Raw genomic sequence first — 18,397 nt, 5'->3', positions numbered from 1 at the left:
GCTAGTGGCCGTGCCGGCGATCTCCGATACTGAATGCCGGCACTTTACTTTACCCTCACCCACTTTGGAGAAATAACATGACCACAGCACACCCTCTGCAAGGCAAAGTCGCGTTCGTTCAAGGCGGTTCACGCGGCATCGGCGCCGCCATCGTTAAACGGTTGGCGAGTGAAGGCGCCGCCGTCGCCTTTACCTACGCCGCCTCGGCCGATCGCGCCGAAGCGGTGGCAAGCGCCATCACCGCCGCCGGCGGCAAAGCCCTCGCCATCAAGGCCGACAGCGCCGATGCGGCGGCGCTGCAGCAGGCGGTGCGCCAGGCGGTCAGCCAGTTCGGCAATCTGGATATTCTGGTGAACAACGCCGGGGTGTTTACGCTGGGCAGCACCGAGGAACTGGCGTTGGAAGACCTGGATCGCATGCTGGCGGTCAACGTGCGCAGCGTGTTCGTCGCCAGCCAGGAGGCGGCGCGCCACATGAACGACGGTGGCCGCATCATCCACATCGGCAGCACCAACGCCGAGCGCGTGCCGTTCGGCGGCGCGGCGGTGTATGCGATGAGCAAATCGGCGCTGGTCGGCCTGACCAAAGGCATGGCGCGCGATCTCGGCCCGCGCGGCATCACCGTCAATAACGTGCAGCCCGGCCCGGTGGACACCGAAATGAACCCGGATGCCGGCGAGTTCGCCGATCGGCTCAAGCAGCTGATGGCGATCGGCCGCTACGGCAAAGATGAAGAGATCGCCGGCTTCGTCGCCTACCTCGCCGGCCCGCAGGCGGGTTATATCACCGGCGCCAGCCTGAGCATCGACGGCGGCTTCTCGGCGTAACCGCCCCTGAAATGCAAAAAGCCCCTTTCGGGGCTTTTCTGTTGGCTGCAAACGGCCGGATATCAGAACGGGATATCGTCGTCGAAATCCATTGGCGGTTCGTTGCTGCTGGCCGCCGGAGCGCTGTTCTGCGCTGGGCGAGACTGCTGCTGGCCACCGCTGAACTGGTTGCCACCCTGTGGCTGCTGAGGCTGGCCCCAACCGCCCTGGCCGCCGGCAGATTGACCGGCCGGTGCGCCGCCGCCCTGACGGCCGCCCAGCATCTGCATGGTGCCGCCGACGTTAACCACGATCTCGGTGGTGTAGCGATCCTGGCCGCTCTGATCCTGCCATTTACGGGTCTGCAGGGAGCCTTCGATGTAGACCTGAGAGCCTTTACGCAGGTATTCGCCCGCCACTTCGGCCAGTTTGCCGAACAGCACGACGCGGTGCCACTCGGTCTTCTCTTTCTGTTCGCCGGTCGCCTTGTCACGCCAGCTTTCGGAGGTCGCCAGGGTAATGTTGGCCACTGCGCCGCCGTTCGGCATGTAACGGACTTCTGGATCCTGACCCAGATTCCCGACCAGAATTACTTTGTTTACGCCTCTGCTGGCCATGAGCACTTCTCCCGATGATTGATTTCTACACAGTATAAACGCGTCAGTTTACCACGCTGAGTGCGAAACCACACCCGTGTTGATAAGTGCGAATTGCATTCCAGAATTGTCTTTTCGATCGACCTTGTTGCATTCGCATACTGGATATTCATTCAGGTTTTTTTGTGTCATAATTATGCGTTTCGACCAGGCTGTGCCGGTTTTTTGCGAGATCCATCACAAAATCCCCCGCAAAAATCGCGACAGGCGCGGTGTATCATCAAGACGGGAAGTGTAAATGGACAATATCGAAGTTCGTGGTGCTCGAACCCATAATCTGAAAAACATCAACCTGATCATCCCGCGTGACAAACTGATCGTCGTCACCGGCCTGTCCGGTTCCGGCAAGTCATCGCTGGCTTTCGATACGCTGTATGCCGAAGGGCAACGCCGCTACGTCGAATCGCTCTCCGCCTATGCGCGCCAGTTCCTGTCGCTGATGGAAAAACCCGACGTCGACCATATCGAAGGCCTGTCGCCGGCGATCTCCATCGAGCAGAAATCCACCTCGCACAACCCGCGATCCACGGTCGGCACCATCACCGAGATCCACGACTACCTGCGCCTGCTGTTCGCCCGCGTTGGCGAGCCGCGCTGCCCGGATCACCATGTGCCGCTGGCGGCACAAACCGTCAGCCAGATGGTCGATAACGTGCTGAGCCAGCCGGAAGGCAAACGCCTGATGCTGCTGGCGCCGGTGGTGAAAGACCGCAAGGGCGAGCACACCAAAACGCTGGAAAACCTGGCCGCCCAGGGCTACATCCGCGCGCGCATCGACGGCGAAGTGTGCGATCTGTCCGATCCGCCGAAGCTGGAGCTGCAGAAGAAACACACCATCGAAGTGGTGGTCGATCGCTTCAAGGTGCGCGACGACATGGCGCAGCGCCTGGCCGAATCGTTCGAAACCGCGCTGGAATTGTCCGGTGGCACCGCGGTGGTGGCGGACATGGACGACGAGAAAGCGGACGAGCTGCTGTTTTCCGCCAACTTCGCCTGCCCGATCTGCGGCTACAGCATGCGCGAGCTGGAACCGCGCTTGTTTTCCTTCAACAACCCGGCCGGCGCCTGCCCGACCTGCGACGGCCTGGGCGTGCAGCAGTTCTTCGATCCGGATCGCGTGGTGCAAAACCCCGAGCTGTCGCTGGCCGGCGGCGCGATCCGCGGCTGGGATCGCCGCAACTTCTATTACTTCCAGATGCTGCGCTCGCTGGCGGAGCACTATGAGTTCGACGTAGAGGCGCCGTTCAACACCCTGAGCGCCAACGTGCAGAAGGCAGTGCTGAGCGGCTCCGGCAAAGAGTCGATCGAATTCAAATACATCAACGATCGCGGTGACACCACCGTGCGCCGCCATCCGTTCGAAGGCGTGCTGCACAACATGGAGCGCCGCTACAAAGAGACCGAATCCAGCGCGGTGCGCGAAGAGCTGGCGAAGTTCATCAGCAACCGCCCTTGCGCCTCGTGCCACGGCACCCGCCTGCGCGAAGAAGCGCGCAACGTGTTCGTAGAAGACACCACGCTGCCGGAGATCTCCGATTTGAGCATCGGCCATGCGATGACCTTCTTCCAGAACATGAAGCTCAGCGGCCAACGCGCCAAAATCGCCGAAAAAGTGCTGAAAGAGATCGGCGATCGCCTGAAATTCCTGGTGAACGTCGGCCTGAACTACCTGTCACTGTCCCGCTCGGCGGAGACGCTCTCCGGCGGCGAAGCGCAGCGTATCCGTTTGGCCAGCCAGATCGGCGCCGGCCTGGTGGGCGTGATGTACGTGCTGGATGAGCCGTCGATCGGCCTGCACCAGCGCGACAACGAGCGCCTGCTGGAAACGCTGATCCACCTGCGCAACCTCGGCAACACGGTGATCGTGGTGGAGCATGACGAAGACGCCATCCGCGCCGCCGACCACGTGATCGACATCGGCCCCGGCGCCGGCGTGCACGGCGGCCAGGTGGTGGCGGAAGGCACCGTCGACGACATCATGGCGCAGCCGGAGTCGCTGACCGGCCAGTTCCTCAGCGGCAAGCGCGAGATCGCCATTCCGGCGCAGCGCGTGCAGGCCGATCCGACCAAGGTGCTGAAGCTGAGCGGCGCGCGCGGCAACAACCTGAAGGACGTGACGCTGACGCTGCCGGTCGGGCTGTTTACCTGCATCACCGGCGTTTCCGGCTCCGGCAAATCGACGCTGATCAACGATACGCTGTTCCCGATCGCTCAGCGCCAGCTCAACGGCGCCACCATCGCCGAACCGGCGCCGTTCCGCGAAGTGACCGGCCTGGAACATTTCGACAAGGTGATCGACATCGATCAAAGCCCGATCGGCCGCACGCCGCGCTCCAACCCGGCCACCTACACCGGCATTTTTACCCCGGTGCGCGAGCTGTTCGCCGGCGTGCCGGAATCGCGCAGCCGCGGTTATACGCCGGGCCGTTTCAGCTTCAACGTCAAGGGCGGGCGCTGTGAAGCCTGCCAGGGCGACGGGGTGATCAAGGTCGAGATGCACTTCCTGCCGGACATCTACGTGCCGTGCGACCAGTGCAAGGGCAAGCGCTATAACCGCGAAACGCTGGAAGTGAAGTACAAGGGCAAGAGCATCCACGAAGTGCTGGAGATGACCATCGAAGAAGCGCGTGAGTTCTTCGACGCGGTGCCGGCGCTGGCGCGCAAGCTGCAGACCCTGATGGATGTCGGCCTGTCGTACATCCGTCTCGGCCAGTCGGCCACCACGCTCTCCGGCGGTGAGGCGCAGCGCGTCAAGCTGGCGCGCGAGCTGTCGAAACGCGGCACCGGCCAGACGCTGTATATCCTCGACGAGCCGACCACCGGTCTGCACTTCGCCGATATCCAGCAGCTGTTGGCGGTGCTGCATCAGCTGCGCGATCAGGGCAACACCATCGTGGTCATCGAGCATAACCTGGACGTGATCAAGACCGCCGACTGGATCGTCGATCTGGGGCCGGAAGGCGGCAGCGGCGGCGGCGAAATCCTGGTCGCCGGCACGCCGGAAACCGTGGCCGAGTGTGAAAAATCGCACACCGCACGCTTCCTGAAACCGCTGCTGGAAAAATAACGGCGGGTTATCCCTCTCAACGAGGCGGAATAGGCCGCCTCGTTGAGCAATCAACATATCCCTTTCTGAAAAACATTAAATCATCTTCTCTGCATCATGCCTTTAAAAACAGGCGCTTTGAGCCCTGCCAATAATAAACTCGCCCAATCATGCCACTCGTTTGGCTGTTGTTTATTCCCCATGCGTTTCACTGTTGCGGTGAAATAACGCCAATGACGCGCCGTCGTCTGTCAATTAATCAATATAAACCTGGCGTTTATAAATAAGCTGCAATTAATCGCCGGCCTGCGGGCCGTATATTCAATGGGATGATATAAAAGGTGTTTAACGTGGATACTAAACTGGGAACCTCTGTCGCCGCGCTGTTATTTCTGTTTCCTTTCGCCGCTCAGGCGCAGGACGGCGAGGCCTCTTTAACGCTCGCCGGCGGCCTTGCCGTCGCCCCCGCCTATGAAGGCTCTTCTTTTTACAGCATTGAACCCTTGTATCAGGTGAATGCCGGCTATCAAAACGCCAGCTGGGGGGAGCTCAGCGCAGGCAGCGAGGGGGCACGCTGGCAATTCCCGCTTGCCGGCCCCGTCGGCATCGCGTTATTGCTCAACTATGACGCCGGCCGTGACGAGGAAATCAGAACCTTGCGCGGGCGCAACACACGACTCAAGGGCATGGGCAAGCTGGGTGGCGCACTGGAGGCCGGCGCCGAACTGAGCTACCAACTCGATCCCTTCCGCGCCTACGTAAAAGGCATGCAGGCAACGCGCAAGCGCAGCTACGGCGGGGAAGAACTGGGCCACACGGCCTATGTGGAAACCGGGCTCACCGGGCAATATCCACTCAGCGAACAGCTGACATTGATCGGCAACCTCTCCACCACCTGGGCCAACAGCGGCTATCAGCGCGGCTATTTCGGCGTGACGTCGCAGCAGGCACAGCGCAGCGCTTTCAGCGCTTATCGGCCGGGCAGCGGCTTCAAGGACGCGACCCTCACCGCCGCGCTCAATTACCAATGGCGACCGAACGTGGCCTTCCAGGCCGGGGTCGGCGTGACCCGTCTGCTGGGCGACGCGGCCGACAGCCCTATCGTCGAAAAAACCACGTCGGGTATGGCCTTCACCAGCGCCAGCTACAGCTTCTGACGTTTTACCCAATGAGAGCGAGCGCGTACGCCCGTCAGATAACGCCATAACGCGACGGTGAAAAAATAAACTATAGTTTAACGAATTGTGAGGTAAACAGGCGGATAATTAAACCATGCCATATTTACCTGACAATATCTGGCGTTGCTCTCCCTTATTAAGGATATTTTATGTGCCAACATCATTCGACAGAATGTCGTAACTTCACGGCATTTCGCCACCGCTGGGAAATGCCCATGATCTGGCTATCGGCGATAATAACACTTCTCGGTTTTTTATTTGGCATCGCCGCTATCGTCGCGTCCTCGGACGAGACGATTCTGGGATTAGGCACGGAAGCCAAAGAAACATTGGATACGCTCAGCCTGTTCGCCTTATTACCGCTGATCCCTATCGCTTTCTATATTTATCGTTTCTATCTCGCCGCCCAGGCGAAATCCAACGCCTTGCGCGTCGGGCCGGCACAATTTCCCGAGCTGTTCGCGCTGTATCAGGATATTGGCCGCCGCCTGGAGCTCAAGACGCTGCCGAAGCTCTACCTGACCAACGGCAACGGCGTGGTCAACGCCTTTGCGCTGGAATGCAACCGCCGTCAGCGCTATGTGGTGATCCACGCTGAAATCGCCATGCTGATGCCCACCGCGCCGGAGATCGTGGAGTTCGTGCTGGCGCACGAGCTGGCCCACCACAAGCTGCGCCACGTGTCGCTGTGGCGCCTGGCGATCGGCGTCGTACCGCAATCGCTGGTGCTGCCCGGCCTGGCGACCACCCGCGCACAGGAGTATTCCGCAGACCGCGTGGCGCTCGCCCTCTGCCCGAATTACGCCGACACGGTGCGGCTGCTGGCCGTCGGCCCCTGGATGCAGCACGGCGTGAACCCGCAGGCCTGGCTGGAACAGTGCGAAGAAGAGAACAAGGAGCTGTTTGTCCGCATCAGCAACCTGCTGTCGGATCATGCGGTGATGGTCAAACGCTTCAAGGCGCTCAAAGACATTGAGATGCACGGCTTCGAGCGCCACGGCAGCATGTTTTAATCCGCCCCGCCGGGCCTACAGCGTTTTCAGCACCCGCGCGGGGTTGCCGCCCACCACGCAGTTGGCCGGCACGTCTTTGGTCACCACCGCGCCGGAGGCCACGACCGCATTGTCGCCGATGGTCACGCCCGGATTGATCACCGCGCGTCCGCCAATCCATACGTTGTCGCCAATCTTGACCGGCTTACCGAGCTCCGCACCACCGACGCGGGTCTCAGCGTCCAGCGGATGGGTCGCGGTGTAAATATGCACGCCCGGTGCCAGCAGGCAGTTGTCGCCGATATGCACCTCGCACACGTCGAGGATCACGCAGTCGAAATTGGCGTAGAAGTTCTTGCCGAGATAAATGTTATAGCCATAGTCGCAGCGGAAGGTCGGCTCGATGGTGCCGCCCTGATAGCCGCCCAGCAGCTCACCCAGCCACTGTTTGCGCAGCTCGCCCTCTTCCGGCGAGGAGTGGTTATAGCGATGCGTCAGCTGGCGCGCGCGCCGACGCTCGCTGCGCAGCAGGTCATCGCCGGCGTCGTACAGCTCCCCGGCGATCATCTTGCGCTTTTCTTCGCTGATGGCCATGTCGGCCTCCTTATGTTATCCGCGTTTCTTGAATGCCCAAGCGTAGCCGCTTTTGCCTGACGACAAAAAGGGAACGTTCCCAATTTAAAATCACGATCACGCTTTGACGCGAAAAAACAGGAGAAAAACGGGCGGCGCCGCCGCCCGGCAATCAGGCGCGCAGTTCCTGGCGCACGTGTTCGGGCAGGCCTTCCACCACCAGCTGATAGGAGCTGTCGATCAGCGTGTAAAACTGCGAGTTCGGCAGGTTGCCGTCGAGAAACACCGTGTTCCAGTGCGCCTTGTTCAGGCCGGCGCAGGCGACGATCTCAGGATGGTGTTCACGCAGGCTTTCCGCCAGCTCCGGGCTGGACTTGACCGCCAGCGCCGGCCGCCCTTCGACCTCGCACACCATGGCGAACATCACGTCGCCTACCTTGATCTGACTGGCCTGCCACTGGTTTTGGTCGCTTTGCTCCGCGCCCGGCTTCGCCATGCAGTACTCCAGCAATGCGCTGTTATTCATTGGGTTACTCCCCCTGTAATGTGGCCACAATACGGCGTGCTCCGCCGTGGATGCGGTGCTCCCCCAGCCAGATGCCCTGCCATGTGCCCAACATCAGCCGCCCGTGCCTGACGGGCAGCGTCAAGGACGCGCCCAGCAGCGAGGATTTGATGTGCGCCGGCATGTCGTCCGGCCCTTCGTAGTCATGCTGATAGGGTGCGTTTTCCGGCACCTGACGCAGGAAATGCTGCTCCATATCGGCTCGCACCGTGGGATCGCAGTTCTCGTTGAGCGTCAGCGAGGCCGAGGTATGCTGCAGCAACAGATGCAGCAGGCCGGTTTGCAGGCGGTGTAAGTGGGTTAACTGGTTGACGATCTCGTCGGTAACCAGATGAAAGCCACGCGCTTTTGCGCTGAGGATTAGCGTTTGCTGATGCCACATGAGTGAGCGCCCCTCAATCAGTATATTCTCTCTCCGGTTTGCGGCAACTTCGGCGGCGCGCCGGCAATAAAAAAGGAGCGATATCGCTATCGCTCCCCGATGAACGTCCGTTCAGGCTAACAGACGTTACTGCACCGCGGCAAACGCCTCGGCCACCTGACGCACGTTGTTGTGGTTCAGGCCGGCCACGCACATGCGGCCGCTGTGGATCAGGTAGACGCCGAACTCTTCACGCAGGCGATCGACCTGCGCCGCGCTGAAGCCGGTATAGCTGAACATGCCGCGCTGCGCCAGCAGGTAATCGAAGTTGCGCTGCGGCAGCGCGCTCTTCAGGGTGTCCACCAGCGCGTGACGCATCTCGAGAATGCGGGTGCGCATGCTCTCCACTTCGTCCAGCCATTGGGTTTTCAGCTGGGCGTCGTTCAGCACCTTGGCCACCAGCTGCGCTCCGAAATTCGGCGGGCTCGAGTAGTTGCGGCGCACGGTGGCCTTCAGCTGGCCCAGCACGCGCCCGGCCGCCTCTTCGCTTTCGCACACCACCGACAGGCCGCCGACGCGCTCGCCGTACAGCGAGAAGATCTTCGAGAACGAGTTGCTCACCAGGCACGGCAGGCCGGCCGCCGCGATGGCGCGAATGGCGTAGGCGTCCTGCTCCATGCCGCCGCCGAAGCCCTGGTAGGCGATGTCGAGGAACGGAATGATTTCACGCTCGGCGATCACCTTGACCACCTCATCCCACTGGGCAGGGGTCAGGTCGGAACCGGTCGGGTTGTGGCAGCACGGGTGCAGCAGCGCGATGCTGTGCTTCGGCAGCTGTTTCAGCGCCGCGAGCATGGCGTCGAACTTCACGCCCAGACTTTCGCTGTCGAAATAAGGGTAGGTATTCACCTTGAAACCAGCGCCGCTGAAAATGGCGACGTGGTTTTCCCAGGTCGGATCGCTGACCCACACCTGCGAATCCGGGAAGTAGCTTTTCAGGAAGTCGGCGCCCACTTTCAACGCGCCGGAACCGCCGACGGTCTGAATGGTGGCGATACGCCCCTGCTGCAGCATCGGGTGCTGCGCGCCGAACAGCAGATGCTGGATGGCGGAACGGTAGGGTTGCAGCCCTTCCATCGGCAGGTATACCGAGGCGCCGTGCTCGACGCTGTTCAACTGCGATTCCGCCGCGGCGACCGCCCGCATCTGCGGAATGATGCCCTGCGCATCGTAGTACAGGCCGATACTCAGGTTCACCTTGTGTGCGCGCGGGTCTTGTTTGAATTTTTCCATCAGCGACAGAATGGGATCGCCGGCATAGGCGTCAACGTTCTGGAACACGGGGTTTTTCTCCTGGTTTATTTATTGTGGTTTGGGCACAGCGTTACGTTCCTAATATAGACGGAAAACCGCGTTAGGTTTTAGCTTTCTCGCGCCACCGGCAATAAACCGTTTTCCTTGATGCGATTGAGCACCACCGCCGTTTTGATATGCGCCACGCTTTTGTGCGGCGACAGCGTCTGGCTGATGAATTCGCTCAGCGCCGGCAGGTCCGCCACCGCCACTTTCAGCAGGTAATCGGCGTCGCCGGTGGTCTTGTAAGCGTCGAGGATCGCATCCACCTCCTCCAGCATCTGATGAAAGCTGTCGATCTGCTCTTGGGCGTGCGTGATCAGGCTGACTTCGATCAGCCCCACCAGCCCCAGGCCGACCGCCTCCGGCGCCAGCCGCGCGTGGTAGCCGCGGATCAGCTGCGCCTGCTCCAGGCTGATGCGCCGCCGCGAACACTGGGAGGCGGAGAGCCCCACCAGCTCGCTCAGCTCCTGATTGGTCAGCCGGCCGTTGGCCTGTAACAGCGTCAGGATTTTCATATCAAAATCGTCAATGTTGTACATAGCCACCTGTAAACTGTGTTAATAAATGTTGACGTTACAGCCTACCAGTTTTTTTACCGTTGCCGGCGTCACACCCTGGCGCTTAAATCGCGTACAGCAGCAAAGCCCGGCGTTTTCGCCGGTAAGCGGCATAAAAAACGGCTAACTCATGCAGGCAAACGACAATTAACGGCGAAGTAACGCATAAAACCACGAATGTATAAAAAGGACGCCAGATGAAAAAGTTACTCCCTCTCGCGCTGCTGCTCGCCGCCGGCAGCGCCGGCGCGCAATCCCACCTGGATAAGGTGCTGCAGCAAAAGACCCTGGAGGTCTGCACCACCGGCGACTACAAGCCCTATACCTTCCTCAAGGAAGACGGCAGCTATGAAGGCATCGATATCGACATGGCGGAATCGCTGGCCAAGAGCCTGGGCGCGAAAGTGAAGTGGGTGAAGACCAGCTGGAAAACCCTGACGCCGGACTTCACCTCCGGCAAGTGCGACATTGCGATGGGCGGTATCTCCGTCACGCTGGAACGGCAAAAGCAGGTGTTCTTCGCCGACAAGCTGGATACCGACGGCAAAATCCCGCTGGTGCGCTGCACCGACGTGAAGAAATACCGCACTCTCGAGCAGATCAACAAACCGTCGGTGCGTCTGTTGGAACCGGCGGGCGGCACCAACGAAGCCTTCGTGCACGCCTATCTGCCAAAGGCCAAACTGACGCTCACGCACGACAACATGAGCATTTTCCAGCAGTTGGTGGACCGCAAGGCAGACGTGATGATCACCGACGCCTCCGAGGCGCTGTACCAGCAGAAGCGCTATCCGAAGCTGTGCGCGGTGAATCCGACCAAACCGATGCAGTACGGCGAGAAGGCTTACATGCTGCCGCGCGACGATCTGAGCTGGAAACTGTATGTGGATCAGTGGCTGCACCTGGCCAAGGCGACCGGCGAATATCAGAAGATTATCGATAAGTGGTTGGCGGTAAAGAAGTAACCCGCTGAGAAACGGGGCCGACGCGCGTCGGCCCCTGCGGCGTTTCAGTCGCCGATGTATTCCATCGCCACGCGCTGCGTGAGCTTGGTGATCAGCTCGTAGGCACTGATGCCGGTGCAGACGGCGATGCGCTCGACCGGCAGCGCCGGCCCCCACAGCACCGCTTCATCCCCCACCTTATCGGCGGCGGCCGGCCCGAGATCGACCGAAATCATGTCCATCGACACCCGGCCGACGATCGGCACTTCGCGGCCGTTGATCAGGATCGGCGTACCGGTCGGCGCGCTGCGCGGGTAGCCGTCGCCGTACCCCATCGCCACCACGCCCAGCCGGGTATCGCGCGGGCTGACCCAGGTGCCGCCGTAGCCGACCGCTTCGCCGGCCTTGTGCTCGCGCACCGCGATCAGGCTGGACTTCAGCGTCATCGCCGGCTGCAGCCCATGCTCGGCGCCGCTGCCGTTATCCAGCGGCGACACGCCGTACAAAATAATACCGGGGCGTACCCACTCGTTGTGGGCGTCCGGCCACAGCAGCGTGCCGCCGGAGGCGGCGACCGAGCGCTGGCCCGGTTTGCCGCGCGCGAACTGCTCGAAGCAGGCGATCTGTTTCAACGTGGTGTCGGATTCCGGCTCGTCGGCGCGGCTGAAGTGACTCATGATATTGACCGGCTGCGCCACGTTGCGGCAGGCGCACAGGCGCTGATAAAACGCCTCCGCGTGTTCGGGGCGCACCCCCAGCCGATGCATGCCGGTATCGAGCTTCATCCACACCGGCACCGGACGCGCCAGCTCGGCCTGCTCCAGCGCTTCGAGCTGTTCGATGCTGTGCACCGCGGTTTCGATGTTGTTCGCCACCAGCACCGGCAGATCTTCGGCACTGAAGAAGCCTTCCAGCAGCAGGATCGGTTTGACGATGCCGCCGGAACGCAGCATCAGCGCTTCGCCGATGCGCGCCACGCCGTAGCAGTCGGCGTCTTGCAGGGTGTGTGCTGTTTCCAGCAGGCCATGTCCATAAGCGTTTGCTTTCACAACGGCAATCAGGCGGCTTTGCGGCGCCTGGCGGCGCACCTGTTGCAGATTATGTCGCAGAGCGCGGCGGTCGATTACAGCGGTTGCCGCTTTCATTTCAGTTCCTTAGCTGATTATTCGTCATCGTATTGTGGCCCCGCGTAGTTGTCGAAACGCGACCACTGGCCGTTAAAGGTAAGGCGCACGGTACCGATCGGGCCGTTACGCTGCTTACCGATAATAATTTCCGCGATCCCTTTCAGATCGCTGTTCTCGTGATACACCTCATCACGATAGATGAACATAATCAGGTCGGCATCCTGCTCGATAGAGCCGGATTCACGCAGGTCGGAGTTGACCGGGCGCTTATCGGCGCGCTGCTCCAGGCTTCGGTTCAGCTGCGACAACGCCACTACCGGCACCTGCAGCTCTTTCGCCAGCGCCTTCAGCGAGCGCGAAATCTCAGCGATCTCCAGCGTACGGTTGTCGGACAGGGCCGGCACGCGCATCAGCTGCAGGTAGTCGATCATGATGAGGCTAAGCCCGTCGTGCTCGCGGAAAATGCGCCGCGCGCGCGAGCGCACTTCGGTCGGCGTCAGGCCGGAGGAGTCGTCGATGTACATGTTGCGCTTCTCCAGCAGGATACCCATGGTGCTGGAAATGCGCGCCCAGTCCTCGTCGTCGAGCTGGCCGGTACGGATGCGCGTCTGATCCACGCGCGACAGCGACGCCAGCATACGCATCATGATCTGTTCGCCGGGCATCTCCAGGCTGAAGATCAGCACCGGTTTTTCCTGGGTCATCGCGGCGTTTTCGCACAGGTTCATGGCGAAGGTGGTTTTCCCCATCGATGGACGGGCGGCGACGATGATCAGATCGGACTTTTGCATGCCCGCAGTTTTCTTGTTGAGGTCCTGATAGCCGGTATCGACCCCGGTCACGCCGTCGTGCGGCTGCTGATACAGCTGCTCGATACGCGATACGGTGTCTTCCAGGATGCGCTCGATGCCCTTCGGGCCTTCGTCTTTGCTGGCGCGGTTCTCGGCGATTTGGAATACGCGAGATTCCGCCAGATCGAGCAGGTCTTCGCTGCTGCGCCCCTGCGGATCGTAGCCGGCGTCGGCGATCTCGTTAGCCACCGAGATCATCTCGCGCACCACCGCGCGCTCGCGCACGATGTCGGCGTAGGCGCCGATGTTGGCGGCGCTCGGGGTGTTTTTCGACAGCTCGGCCAGGTAGGCGAAGCCGCCGACCGAGTCCAGCTCGCCTTTCTGCTCCAGCGATTCGGACAGGGTGATGAGATCGATAGGCTTGCTCATCTCCAGCAGACGCTGCATCTCGGTAAAGATCAGGCGATGCGGGCGGCTGAAGAAGTCGTTGGCGACCACGCGCTCCGCCACGTTGTCCCAGCGCTCGTTATCCAGCATCAAACCGCCCAACACCGACTGCTCGGCCTCCAGCGAGTGCGGCGGCATCTTCAGCCCTTCCATCTGACGATCTCTGGAACGCTCTCTGGTTTCGTCCGCGTTTGTTTTGTTGGTTGGTTTTTTTCCTGCCATGAAACGTAGTCTTTATCCGGTTGCGAATGAAGGATCTTGACGCGAGAGTATACGTGATTTTTGCGTCATAACCGATGCAAAAAAGGTATTGAATCCCGCACGGGTGAACTGGATCTCCGATACTAAAAAGAATAGGGTGAAATCAGACACTCAAACGAGGTAACGATATGGCCAAGCGCATTCAGTTTTCCGCCACCGGCGGGCCGGAAGTCTTGCAATACGTTGATTTTACACCGCTCGATCCCGCCGCCGGCGAAGTGCAGATCGAGAACAAGGCGATCGGCATCAACTACATCGACACCTATGTGCGCAGCGGGCTGTACGCCCCGGCGAGCCTGCCGAGCGGCCTCGGCACCGAGGCGGCCGGCGTGGTGGTCAAGGTTGGCGCCGGCGTCAGCGCGATCAAACCGGGCGACCGGGTGGTGTATGCGCAGTCATCGCTCGGCGCCTACAGCGAAGTCCACAACGTGCCGGAAGAAAAAGTGGCGCTGCTGCCGCACAACCTCAGCTTTGAGCAGGGCGCCGCTTCTTTCCTCAAAGGGTTGACGGTGCACTACCTGCTGCGCCAGACCCACGACGTGCAGCCGGGTGAAGTGTTCCTGTTCCATGCCGCCGCCGGCGGGGTTGGGCTGATCGCCTGCCAATGGGCCAAAGCGCTGGGCGCGCGCCTGATCGGCAGCGTCGGCTCCGACGAAAAGGCCGCGCTGGCGAAACAGGCCGGCGCCTGGGCCACCATCAACTACCACAAAGAGGATATCGCCCAGCGGGTGGCCGAGCTGACGCACGGCGAGAAGGTCGGCGTGGTGTACGATTCGGTGGGGCAAAGCACCTGGCAGGCCTCGCTCAACAGCCTGAAACGGCGCGGCCTGATGGTCAGCTTCGGCAACGCCTCCGGCCCGGTGACCGGCGTCGATCTGGCACTGCTGAATCAGAAGGGCTCACTGTACGTCACCCGCCCTTCCCTTAACGGCTACATCACCAACCGCGCCGAGCTGCAGTACGCCAGCAACGAGCTGTTCTCGCTGATCGGCAGCGGCGCCATTCGGGTGGAGGTGAAAGACGAGCAGAAATTTGCGCTGGCCGACGCCCAGCGGGCGCACCAAGTGCTGGAAAGCCGCGGCACCAGCGGCTCCAGCCTGCTGATCCCCTAATTGCCGCAAAAGAAAAGGGCTCCTTACGGAGCCCTTTCTGTTACTGCGTTTTGTAGGGGTAGAGCAGAGTCCGCCAGAGACAGGGGGTTGCTTCAGCAACACGAATTTTGGTTGTCTCTCACGGTGATGAAATCGGTCGCATCACTGCATCGACAAACATCCTAACAGCCCCGTCCGGCAAAAAACACGCTTTATGTGCCACATCGCGCGGCAAAACTGCCAAGCTGTGATCGCTGCCGCATTAGCGGGGCGGCAAGTTGTGCAAGTTTCATCGCGACTGACTGATTATTCAGCAAAAAATCAGTAACGTCTGGCCTGCGGTTTCTGCATCGACCGGTAAATCCATACCCCGACGACCGCCAAAATCAGCCACGGCAGCAGCTTGATGACCACCGCGAACAACCCGCCCAACAGCATGAACGCCGCCGCCACCAACAGCGCAGCGAAGATCCCCAGCAGCGAGATGCCGGTCACCATCAGCATCACCACAAAGCCAATGAGAAAGAAGATTTCCAACATGATTGCTCCTTTGCAATACAACGTATCTGCTGAGGGAATTACAAGAAGCGTGCCAGAATGGCGGAAGGGCTAACCTATTGAAAAGATGGGGCAGGCATCCGGCAACGCGCCGAATGCCTGGCGAAAAAGACTAACTGTTAGTCAAAATTTTTGTGGGTTACGCCATTTCCACACGCGGCTGACGCACCAGCGCCAGCGCCTGCTCCACCACCCGCGCATCGGCGCCCGGTTTGTGGGCGTTCTCGCTCAGGTGGCGACGCCACTGGCGCGCGCCCGGCACGCCCTGGAACAAACCGAGGATGTGGCGGGTGATGTGGCCGAGATAGGTGCCGTTGGACAGCTCGCGCTCGATGTACGGATACAGCGCTTCGACGATCGCCACGCTGTCCGGCACTGCGGTCTGCGCGCCGAACAGTTCGCTGTCGACCCGTGCCAGAATGCCCGGATTCTGGTACGCCTCGCGCCCCATCATCACGCCGTCCAGATGCTGCAGATGCTGCTGCGCCTCTTCCAGCGTTTTCACCCCGCCGTTGATGGCGATGGTCAGCGCCGGGAAATCCCGCTTCAGCTGATAAACGCGCGGGTAGTCCAGCGGCGGCACTTCGCGGTTCTCTTTCGGGCTGAGGCCGGAGAGCCAGGCCTTGCGCGCGTGGATGGTGAACATGTCGCACTCGCCGCGCCCGGCGACGGTTTGGATAAAGTCGCACAGGAAGGCGTAGCTGTCCTGATCGTCGATGCCGATGCGGGTCTTCACCGTCACCGGGATCGACACCACGTCGCGCATCGCCTTGATGCAGTCGGCGACCAGCGTCGCCTGCCCCATCAAACAGGCACCGAACATGCCGTTTTGCACGCGATCGGACGGGCAGCCGACGTTGAGGTTAATCTCGTCGTAACCGCGCTGCTCCGCCAGTTTGGCGCAGTGCGCCAACGCGGCCGGATCGCTGCCGCCCAGCTGCAGCGCCACCGGATGCTCTTCTTCGCTGTAGGCCAGGTAGTCGCCCTTGCCGTGAATGATCGCGCCGGTGGTCACCATTTCGGTGTACAGCAGCGTTTCCTTGGTCAGCAGGCGGTGGAAGTAACGGCAATGACGATCGGTCCAGTCGAGCATCGGCGCGATGGAGAAACGATTGGCGGCGTAGGTTGGGGCGTGGTTGTCTTTCGTCATGCTGAGTTACTGGCTACCTGAGTCTGTCTGGGTTTAACGAACGGCGCGCGGCCGCAAACGGCTATTATAACGACAATCGGCGCCGTTGGGAAAATCGCCTTCGTTTCCCCCCTATTCCAACGTGCGGATAACCCGGCACGGCTGCCCCAGCGCCAGCACATTGGCCGGGATGTCGCCGGTCACGATGCTGCCCGCGCCGATAGTCGTGCCGTCGCCGATGGTCACGCCCGGCAAGATCACCACGTTACCGCCGATCCATACGTTGCTGCCGATGGACACCGGCTGCGCCGAGGTGCGGAAAGGAAAGGCCGGGTCGCCGGTAAAGCGTTTGCCGGCCTTCAGCGGGTGGCTCGGCGTGTAGATTTGCACGTTGGGGCCGATCAGCGTGTTGTCGCCGATGGTGATGGTATTGCAGTCGAGGAACACCGCATTGACGTTGATAAAACAGTTTTTACCGATGCGGACATGTTGCCCGTAGTCGCACCAGAACGGCGTTTCGATCCAGCTCGCCTCGCCCCAGGCGCCGAACAGTTCGCCGAGCAGGCGGTTTTTCTCGTCCGCCTGATGCGAATCCAGCGTCCCCAGGCTTTTGGTCAACGCCCTGGCCCGATGGTACATCGCAATCAGTTCTTCATCGCGGCTGTTGTACTCCAGGCCGCTTAACAGCTTCTCTCTTTCCGTCATCACACAAGGCTCCTGTTCGTCACGCGGGTGAAGCGCGTTATACCGCTCTCGCCAGCGGCTCTCCAGCGCTAAAATCGGCAACGTTGATTTGCCGCCCGGTGGAGGGAAAAAGTTGTGATGCATCTCTCTTTTAGCGCACTCAGCGCGCCTTTCCCTGCGCAATCCTCAGGGGAAAAGGGGGCAACTCTCGGCGATTCGCCGTAATCATGGTAAAATCGGCTTTTTTACGTACCGGGATATTTGCGATGAACTCAACCACCCAGGAAAAGCTGCTGGCGCAGGCGGAACGCCTCTGCCAACAACGCAATGTGCGATTGACGCCGCAACGGCTGGAAGTGCTGCGTCTGATGACTCAGCAACCCGGTGCAATCAGCGCTTATGACCTGCTCGATCTGCTGCGCGTCGCCGAACCGCAAGCCAAGCCGCCGACGGTCTATCGCGCGCTGGATTTTCTGCTGGAGCAAGGGTTTATCCATAGAGTGGAATCCGCCAACAGCTACGTGCTGTGCCACCACTTCGAACAGCCGATGCACACGTCCGCACTGTTTATCTGCGACCGCTGCGGCCAGGTGACCGAACGCACTACCGAAGGCGTAGAGGAAACGCTGCAGAAGCTGGCGCAGGAGGCCGGATTTGCGCTGCGTCACAGCGTGGTGGAAGCGCACGGCCTGTGCGCCGGCTGCGTGGAGGTTGAGGCATGCGACAGCAAGCATGACTGCGCCGAACACGATCACAGCATCGCCATCAAGAAGAAGTAACACGAAGTCAGGTACCTCCCTGTACCTGCGGCCGGGGCGCCAGAGGATGAGAGCGACGCCGGCCTGCGCTGGGCAAGCCGCCTTCAATGGCGGCCCTGCAAATTACCAGCGGTGTTTGGTGTGATCTTCCCAGGCTTTCACCTCTTTCTCGGCCGCCTCTTTCTGGTAACCGTAGCGCTCCTGGATTTTACCGACCAGCTGTTCGCGTTTCCCTTCGATGACCGTCAGATCGTCATCGGTCAGCTTGCCCCATTTTTCCTTCACTTTGCCTTTAAGCTGCTTCCAGTTACCGTCGGCTTGATCTTTATTCATAGTCTCTCCGTTAACCTGTGGTGAATCAGTGATCCCTGTCGCCGGCTGGGGTTAACCAGAAATTTTTCTGGCCGATACGCCCTTCACCTTAAGGAATATCGCTCCCCTTCATTCGCCAGCCACATGATTCATTCTAGTTAAACATGGAAATAAAAAAGCCATATGACAGAATAAAAAACCATTA

The 18,397-nt window shown here is 60.6% G+C and carries 19 protein-coding genes; 7 read left to right on the top strand and 12 right to left on the bottom strand.

Features of this window, described 5'->3' with window-relative positions; translation table 11 throughout:
- Positions 1 to 77 precede the first annotated feature (77 nt).
- Positions 78 to 827 (top strand): 3-oxoacyl-ACP reductase family protein, encoded by a 750-nt coding sequence (locus AWX27_RS22950; protein WP_060425175.1) that lies wholly within the window; start codon positions 78 to 80, stop codon positions 825 to 827.
- Positions 828 to 889: 62 nt separating this feature from the next.
- Here AWX27_RS22950 and ssb1 read toward each other — a convergent pair whose 3' ends face one another.
- On the bottom strand, positions 890 to 1,423 hold the full coding sequence (ssb1, locus tag AWX27_RS22945; RefSeq protein WP_033654707.1) for a single-stranded DNA-binding protein SSB1: 534 nt from the start codon (positions 1,421 to 1,423) through the stop codon (positions 890 to 892).
- A 277-nt stretch (positions 1,424 to 1,700) separates the two neighbouring features.
- Between ssb1 and uvrA the strand changes: the two genes are divergently transcribed.
- The 3 genes from uvrA to AWX27_RS22930 all read left to right on the top strand — a co-directional run bounded on the left by uvrA (position 1,701) and on the right by AWX27_RS22930 (position 6,699).
- Positions 1,701 to 4,529 (top strand): excinuclease ABC subunit UvrA, encoded by a 2,829-nt coding sequence (gene uvrA, locus AWX27_RS22940; RefSeq protein ID WP_060425173.1) that lies wholly within the window; start codon positions 1,701 to 1,703, stop codon positions 4,527 to 4,529.
- 329 nt (positions 4,530 to 4,858) lie between these two features.
- Positions 4,859 to 5,665 (top strand): MipA/OmpV family protein, encoded by an 807-nt coding sequence (locus tag AWX27_RS22935; protein ID WP_230200995.1) that lies wholly within the window; start codon positions 4,859 to 4,861, stop codon positions 5,663 to 5,665.
- Positions 5,666 to 5,901: 236 nt separating this feature from the next.
- Positions 5,902 to 6,699 carry a M48 family metallopeptidase gene (locus AWX27_RS22930; protein ID WP_175444088.1) on the top strand — a complete coding sequence of 266 codons (798 nt, stop codon included), beginning with the start codon at positions 5,902 to 5,904 and terminating at the stop codon, positions 6,697 to 6,699.
- Between the two features lie 15 nt (positions 6,700 to 6,714).
- Here the strand turns inward: AWX27_RS22930 and maa are convergent, their stop codons facing one another.
- From maa to AWX27_RS22905, 5 genes are all read right to left on the bottom strand, one after another.
- Positions 6,715 to 7,272, bottom strand: a complete 558-nt coding sequence (gene maa / locus AWX27_RS22925) for a maltose O-acetyltransferase (protein WP_060425164.1) — start codon at positions 7,270 to 7,272, stop codon at positions 6,715 to 6,717.
- A 151-nt stretch (positions 7,273 to 7,423) separates the two neighbouring features.
- Positions 7,424 to 7,777 carry an MmcQ/YjbR family DNA-binding protein gene (locus AWX27_RS22920; protein WP_038874311.1) on the bottom strand — a complete coding sequence of 118 codons (354 nt, stop codon included), beginning with the start codon at positions 7,775 to 7,777 and terminating at the stop codon, positions 7,424 to 7,426.
- A gap of 4 nt (positions 7,778 to 7,781) precedes the next feature.
- On the bottom strand, positions 7,782 to 8,198 hold the full coding sequence (locus AWX27_RS22915) for a secondary thiamine-phosphate synthase enzyme YjbQ (protein WP_004936779.1): 417 nt from the start codon (positions 8,196 to 8,198) through the stop codon (positions 7,782 to 7,784).
- 126 nt (positions 8,199 to 8,324) lie between these two features.
- The gene (locus tag AWX27_RS22910) at positions 8,325 to 9,518 is read right to left on the bottom strand and encodes an amino acid aminotransferase (protein WP_060425162.1); all 1,194 of its coding nucleotides are present in this window, start codon (positions 9,516 to 9,518) and stop codon (positions 8,325 to 8,327) included.
- Positions 9,519 to 9,598: 80 nt separating this feature from the next.
- Positions 9,599 to 10,072: an Lrp/AsnC family transcriptional regulator gene (locus AWX27_RS22905; RefSeq protein ID WP_049201491.1), complete on the bottom strand. Its 474-nt coding sequence runs from the start codon at positions 10,070 to 10,072 to the stop codon at positions 9,599 to 9,601.
- Positions 10,073 to 10,287: 215 nt separating this feature from the next.
- On the opposite strand from AWX27_RS22905, the gene AWX27_RS22900 reads away from it, so the two are divergent.
- Entirely contained in the window at positions 10,288 to 11,055 is a 768-nt protein-coding gene (locus AWX27_RS22900; protein WP_060425160.1) for a transporter substrate-binding domain-containing protein, read from the top strand.
- A 44-nt stretch (positions 11,056 to 11,099) separates the two neighbouring features.
- Here the strand turns inward: AWX27_RS22900 and alr are convergent, their stop codons facing one another.
- Complete coding sequence (gene alr / locus AWX27_RS22895) at positions 11,100 to 12,179, bottom strand: alanine racemase (RefSeq protein ID WP_060425158.1); 1,080 nt, start codon at positions 12,177 to 12,179, stop codon at positions 11,100 to 11,102.
- Positions 12,180 to 12,196: 17 nt separating this feature from the next.
- Positions 12,197 to 13,621 carry a replicative DNA helicase gene (gene dnaB, locus AWX27_RS22890; protein WP_025160134.1) on the bottom strand — a complete coding sequence of 475 codons (1,425 nt, stop codon included), beginning with the start codon at positions 13,619 to 13,621 and terminating at the stop codon, positions 12,197 to 12,199.
- Between the two features lie 167 nt (positions 13,622 to 13,788).
- Here dnaB and AWX27_RS22885 point away from each other — a divergent pair, with 167 nt between their 5' ends.
- The gene (locus tag AWX27_RS22885) at positions 13,789 to 14,772 is read left to right on the top strand and encodes a quinone oxidoreductase (RefSeq protein WP_060425029.1); all 984 of its coding nucleotides are present in this window, start codon (positions 13,789 to 13,791) and stop codon (positions 14,770 to 14,772) included.
- Between the two features lie 300 nt (positions 14,773 to 15,072).
- On the opposite strand, the gene pspG is transcribed toward AWX27_RS22885, so the two are convergent.
- The 3 genes from pspG to AWX27_RS22870 form a co-directional block, all read right to left on the bottom strand.
- A complete protein-coding gene (pspG, locus tag AWX27_RS22880) occupies positions 15,073 to 15,291 on the bottom strand; it encodes an envelope stress response protein PspG (RefSeq protein ID WP_025304448.1) in 219 nt (72 codons plus the stop codon).
- 157 nt (positions 15,292 to 15,448) lie between these two features.
- Positions 15,449 to 16,459, bottom strand: coding sequence for a tRNA dihydrouridine(20/20a) synthase DusA (dusA, locus tag AWX27_RS22875; RefSeq protein WP_019453217.1), 1,011 nt, complete (start codon positions 16,457 to 16,459; stop codon positions 15,449 to 15,451).
- Between the two features lie 111 nt (positions 16,460 to 16,570).
- Positions 16,571 to 17,143 carry a sugar O-acetyltransferase gene (locus tag AWX27_RS22870; RefSeq protein ID WP_060425157.1) on the bottom strand — a complete coding sequence of 191 codons (573 nt, stop codon included), beginning with the start codon at positions 17,141 to 17,143 and terminating at the stop codon, positions 16,571 to 16,573.
- Between the two features lie 245 nt (positions 17,144 to 17,388).
- Between AWX27_RS22870 and zur the strand changes: the two genes are divergently transcribed.
- Complete coding sequence (gene zur / locus AWX27_RS22865) at positions 17,389 to 17,901, top strand: zinc uptake transcriptional repressor Zur (RefSeq protein WP_015379223.1); 513 nt, start codon at positions 17,389 to 17,391, stop codon at positions 17,899 to 17,901.
- 102 nt (positions 17,902 to 18,003) lie between these two features.
- On the opposite strand, the gene AWX27_RS22860 is transcribed toward zur, so the two are convergent.
- Entirely contained in the window at positions 18,004 to 18,213 is a 210-nt protein-coding gene (locus tag AWX27_RS22860) for a CsbD family protein (RefSeq protein WP_004936743.1), read from the bottom strand.
- Between the last annotated feature and the right edge of the window lie 184 nt (positions 18,214 to 18,397).

Origin of the sequence: Serratia sp. 2880STDY5682894 (assembly GCF_001537385.1) — a bacterium.
Classification (GTDB): Bacteria; Pseudomonadota; Gammaproteobacteria; order Enterobacterales; family Enterobacteriaceae; genus Serratia; species Serratia nevei.
The sequence above is the reverse complement of the archived record's forward strand: the minus strand, read 5'-3'. Positions and strand labels throughout refer to the sequence as shown.

Bases quoted from the DNA above. Each gene is read 5' to 3' on its own strand.
- alr (WP_060425158.1), bottom strand. From the start codon at position 12,179: ATGAAAGCGGCAACCGCTGTAATCGACCGCCGCGCTCTGCGACATAAT.
- AWX27_RS22860 (WP_004936743.1), bottom strand. From the start codon at position 18,213: ATGAATAAAGATCAAGCCGACGGTAACTGGAAGCAGCTTAAAGGCAAA.
- AWX27_RS22930 (WP_175444088.1), top strand. From the start codon at position 5,902: ATGATCTGGCTATCGGCGATAATAACACTTCTCGGTTTTTTATTTGGC.
- ssb1 (WP_033654707.1), bottom strand. From the start codon at position 1,423: ATGGCCAGCAGAGGCGTAAACAAAGTAATTCTGGTCGGGAATCTGGGT.
- AWX27_RS22900 (WP_060425160.1), top strand. From the start codon at position 10,288: ATGAAAAAGTTACTCCCTCTCGCGCTGCTGCTCGCCGCCGGCAGCGCC.
- AWX27_RS22915 (WP_004936779.1), bottom strand. From the start codon at position 8,198: ATGTGGCATCAGCAAACGCTAATCCTCAGCGCAAAAGCGCGTGGCTTT.
- AWX27_RS22905 (WP_049201491.1), bottom strand. From the start codon at position 10,072: ATGTACAACATTGACGATTTTGATATGAAAATCCTGACGCTGTTACAG.
- maa (WP_060425164.1), bottom strand. From the start codon at position 7,272: ATGGCCATCAGCGAAGAAAAGCGCAAGATGATCGCCGGGGAGCTGTAC.
- uvrA (WP_060425173.1), top strand. From the start codon at position 1,701: ATGGACAATATCGAAGTTCGTGGTGCTCGAACCCATAATCTGAAAAAC.
- AWX27_RS22920 (WP_038874311.1), bottom strand. From the start codon at position 7,777: ATGAATAACAGCGCATTGCTGGAGTACTGCATGGCGAAGCCGGGCGCG.
- AWX27_RS22950 (WP_060425175.1), top strand. From the start codon at position 78: ATGACCACAGCACACCCTCTGCAAGGCAAAGTCGCGTTCGTTCAAGGC.
- AWX27_RS22870 (WP_060425157.1), bottom strand. From the start codon at position 17,143: ATGACGGAAAGAGAGAAGCTGTTAAGCGGCCTGGAGTACAACAGCCGC.
- AWX27_RS22885 (WP_060425029.1), top strand. From the start codon at position 13,789: ATGGCCAAGCGCATTCAGTTTTCCGCCACCGGCGGGCCGGAAGTCTTG.
- zur (WP_015379223.1), top strand. From the start codon at position 17,389: ATGAACTCAACCACCCAGGAAAAGCTGCTGGCGCAGGCGGAACGCCTC.
- dusA (WP_019453217.1), bottom strand. From the start codon at position 16,459: ATGACGAAAGACAACCACGCCCCAACCTACGCCGCCAATCGTTTCTCC.
- dnaB (WP_025160134.1), bottom strand. From the start codon at position 13,621: ATGGCAGGAAAAAAACCAACCAACAAAACAAACGCGGACGAAACCAGA.
- pspG (WP_025304448.1), bottom strand. From the start codon at position 15,291: ATGTTGGAAATCTTCTTTCTCATTGGCTTTGTGGTGATGCTGATGGTG.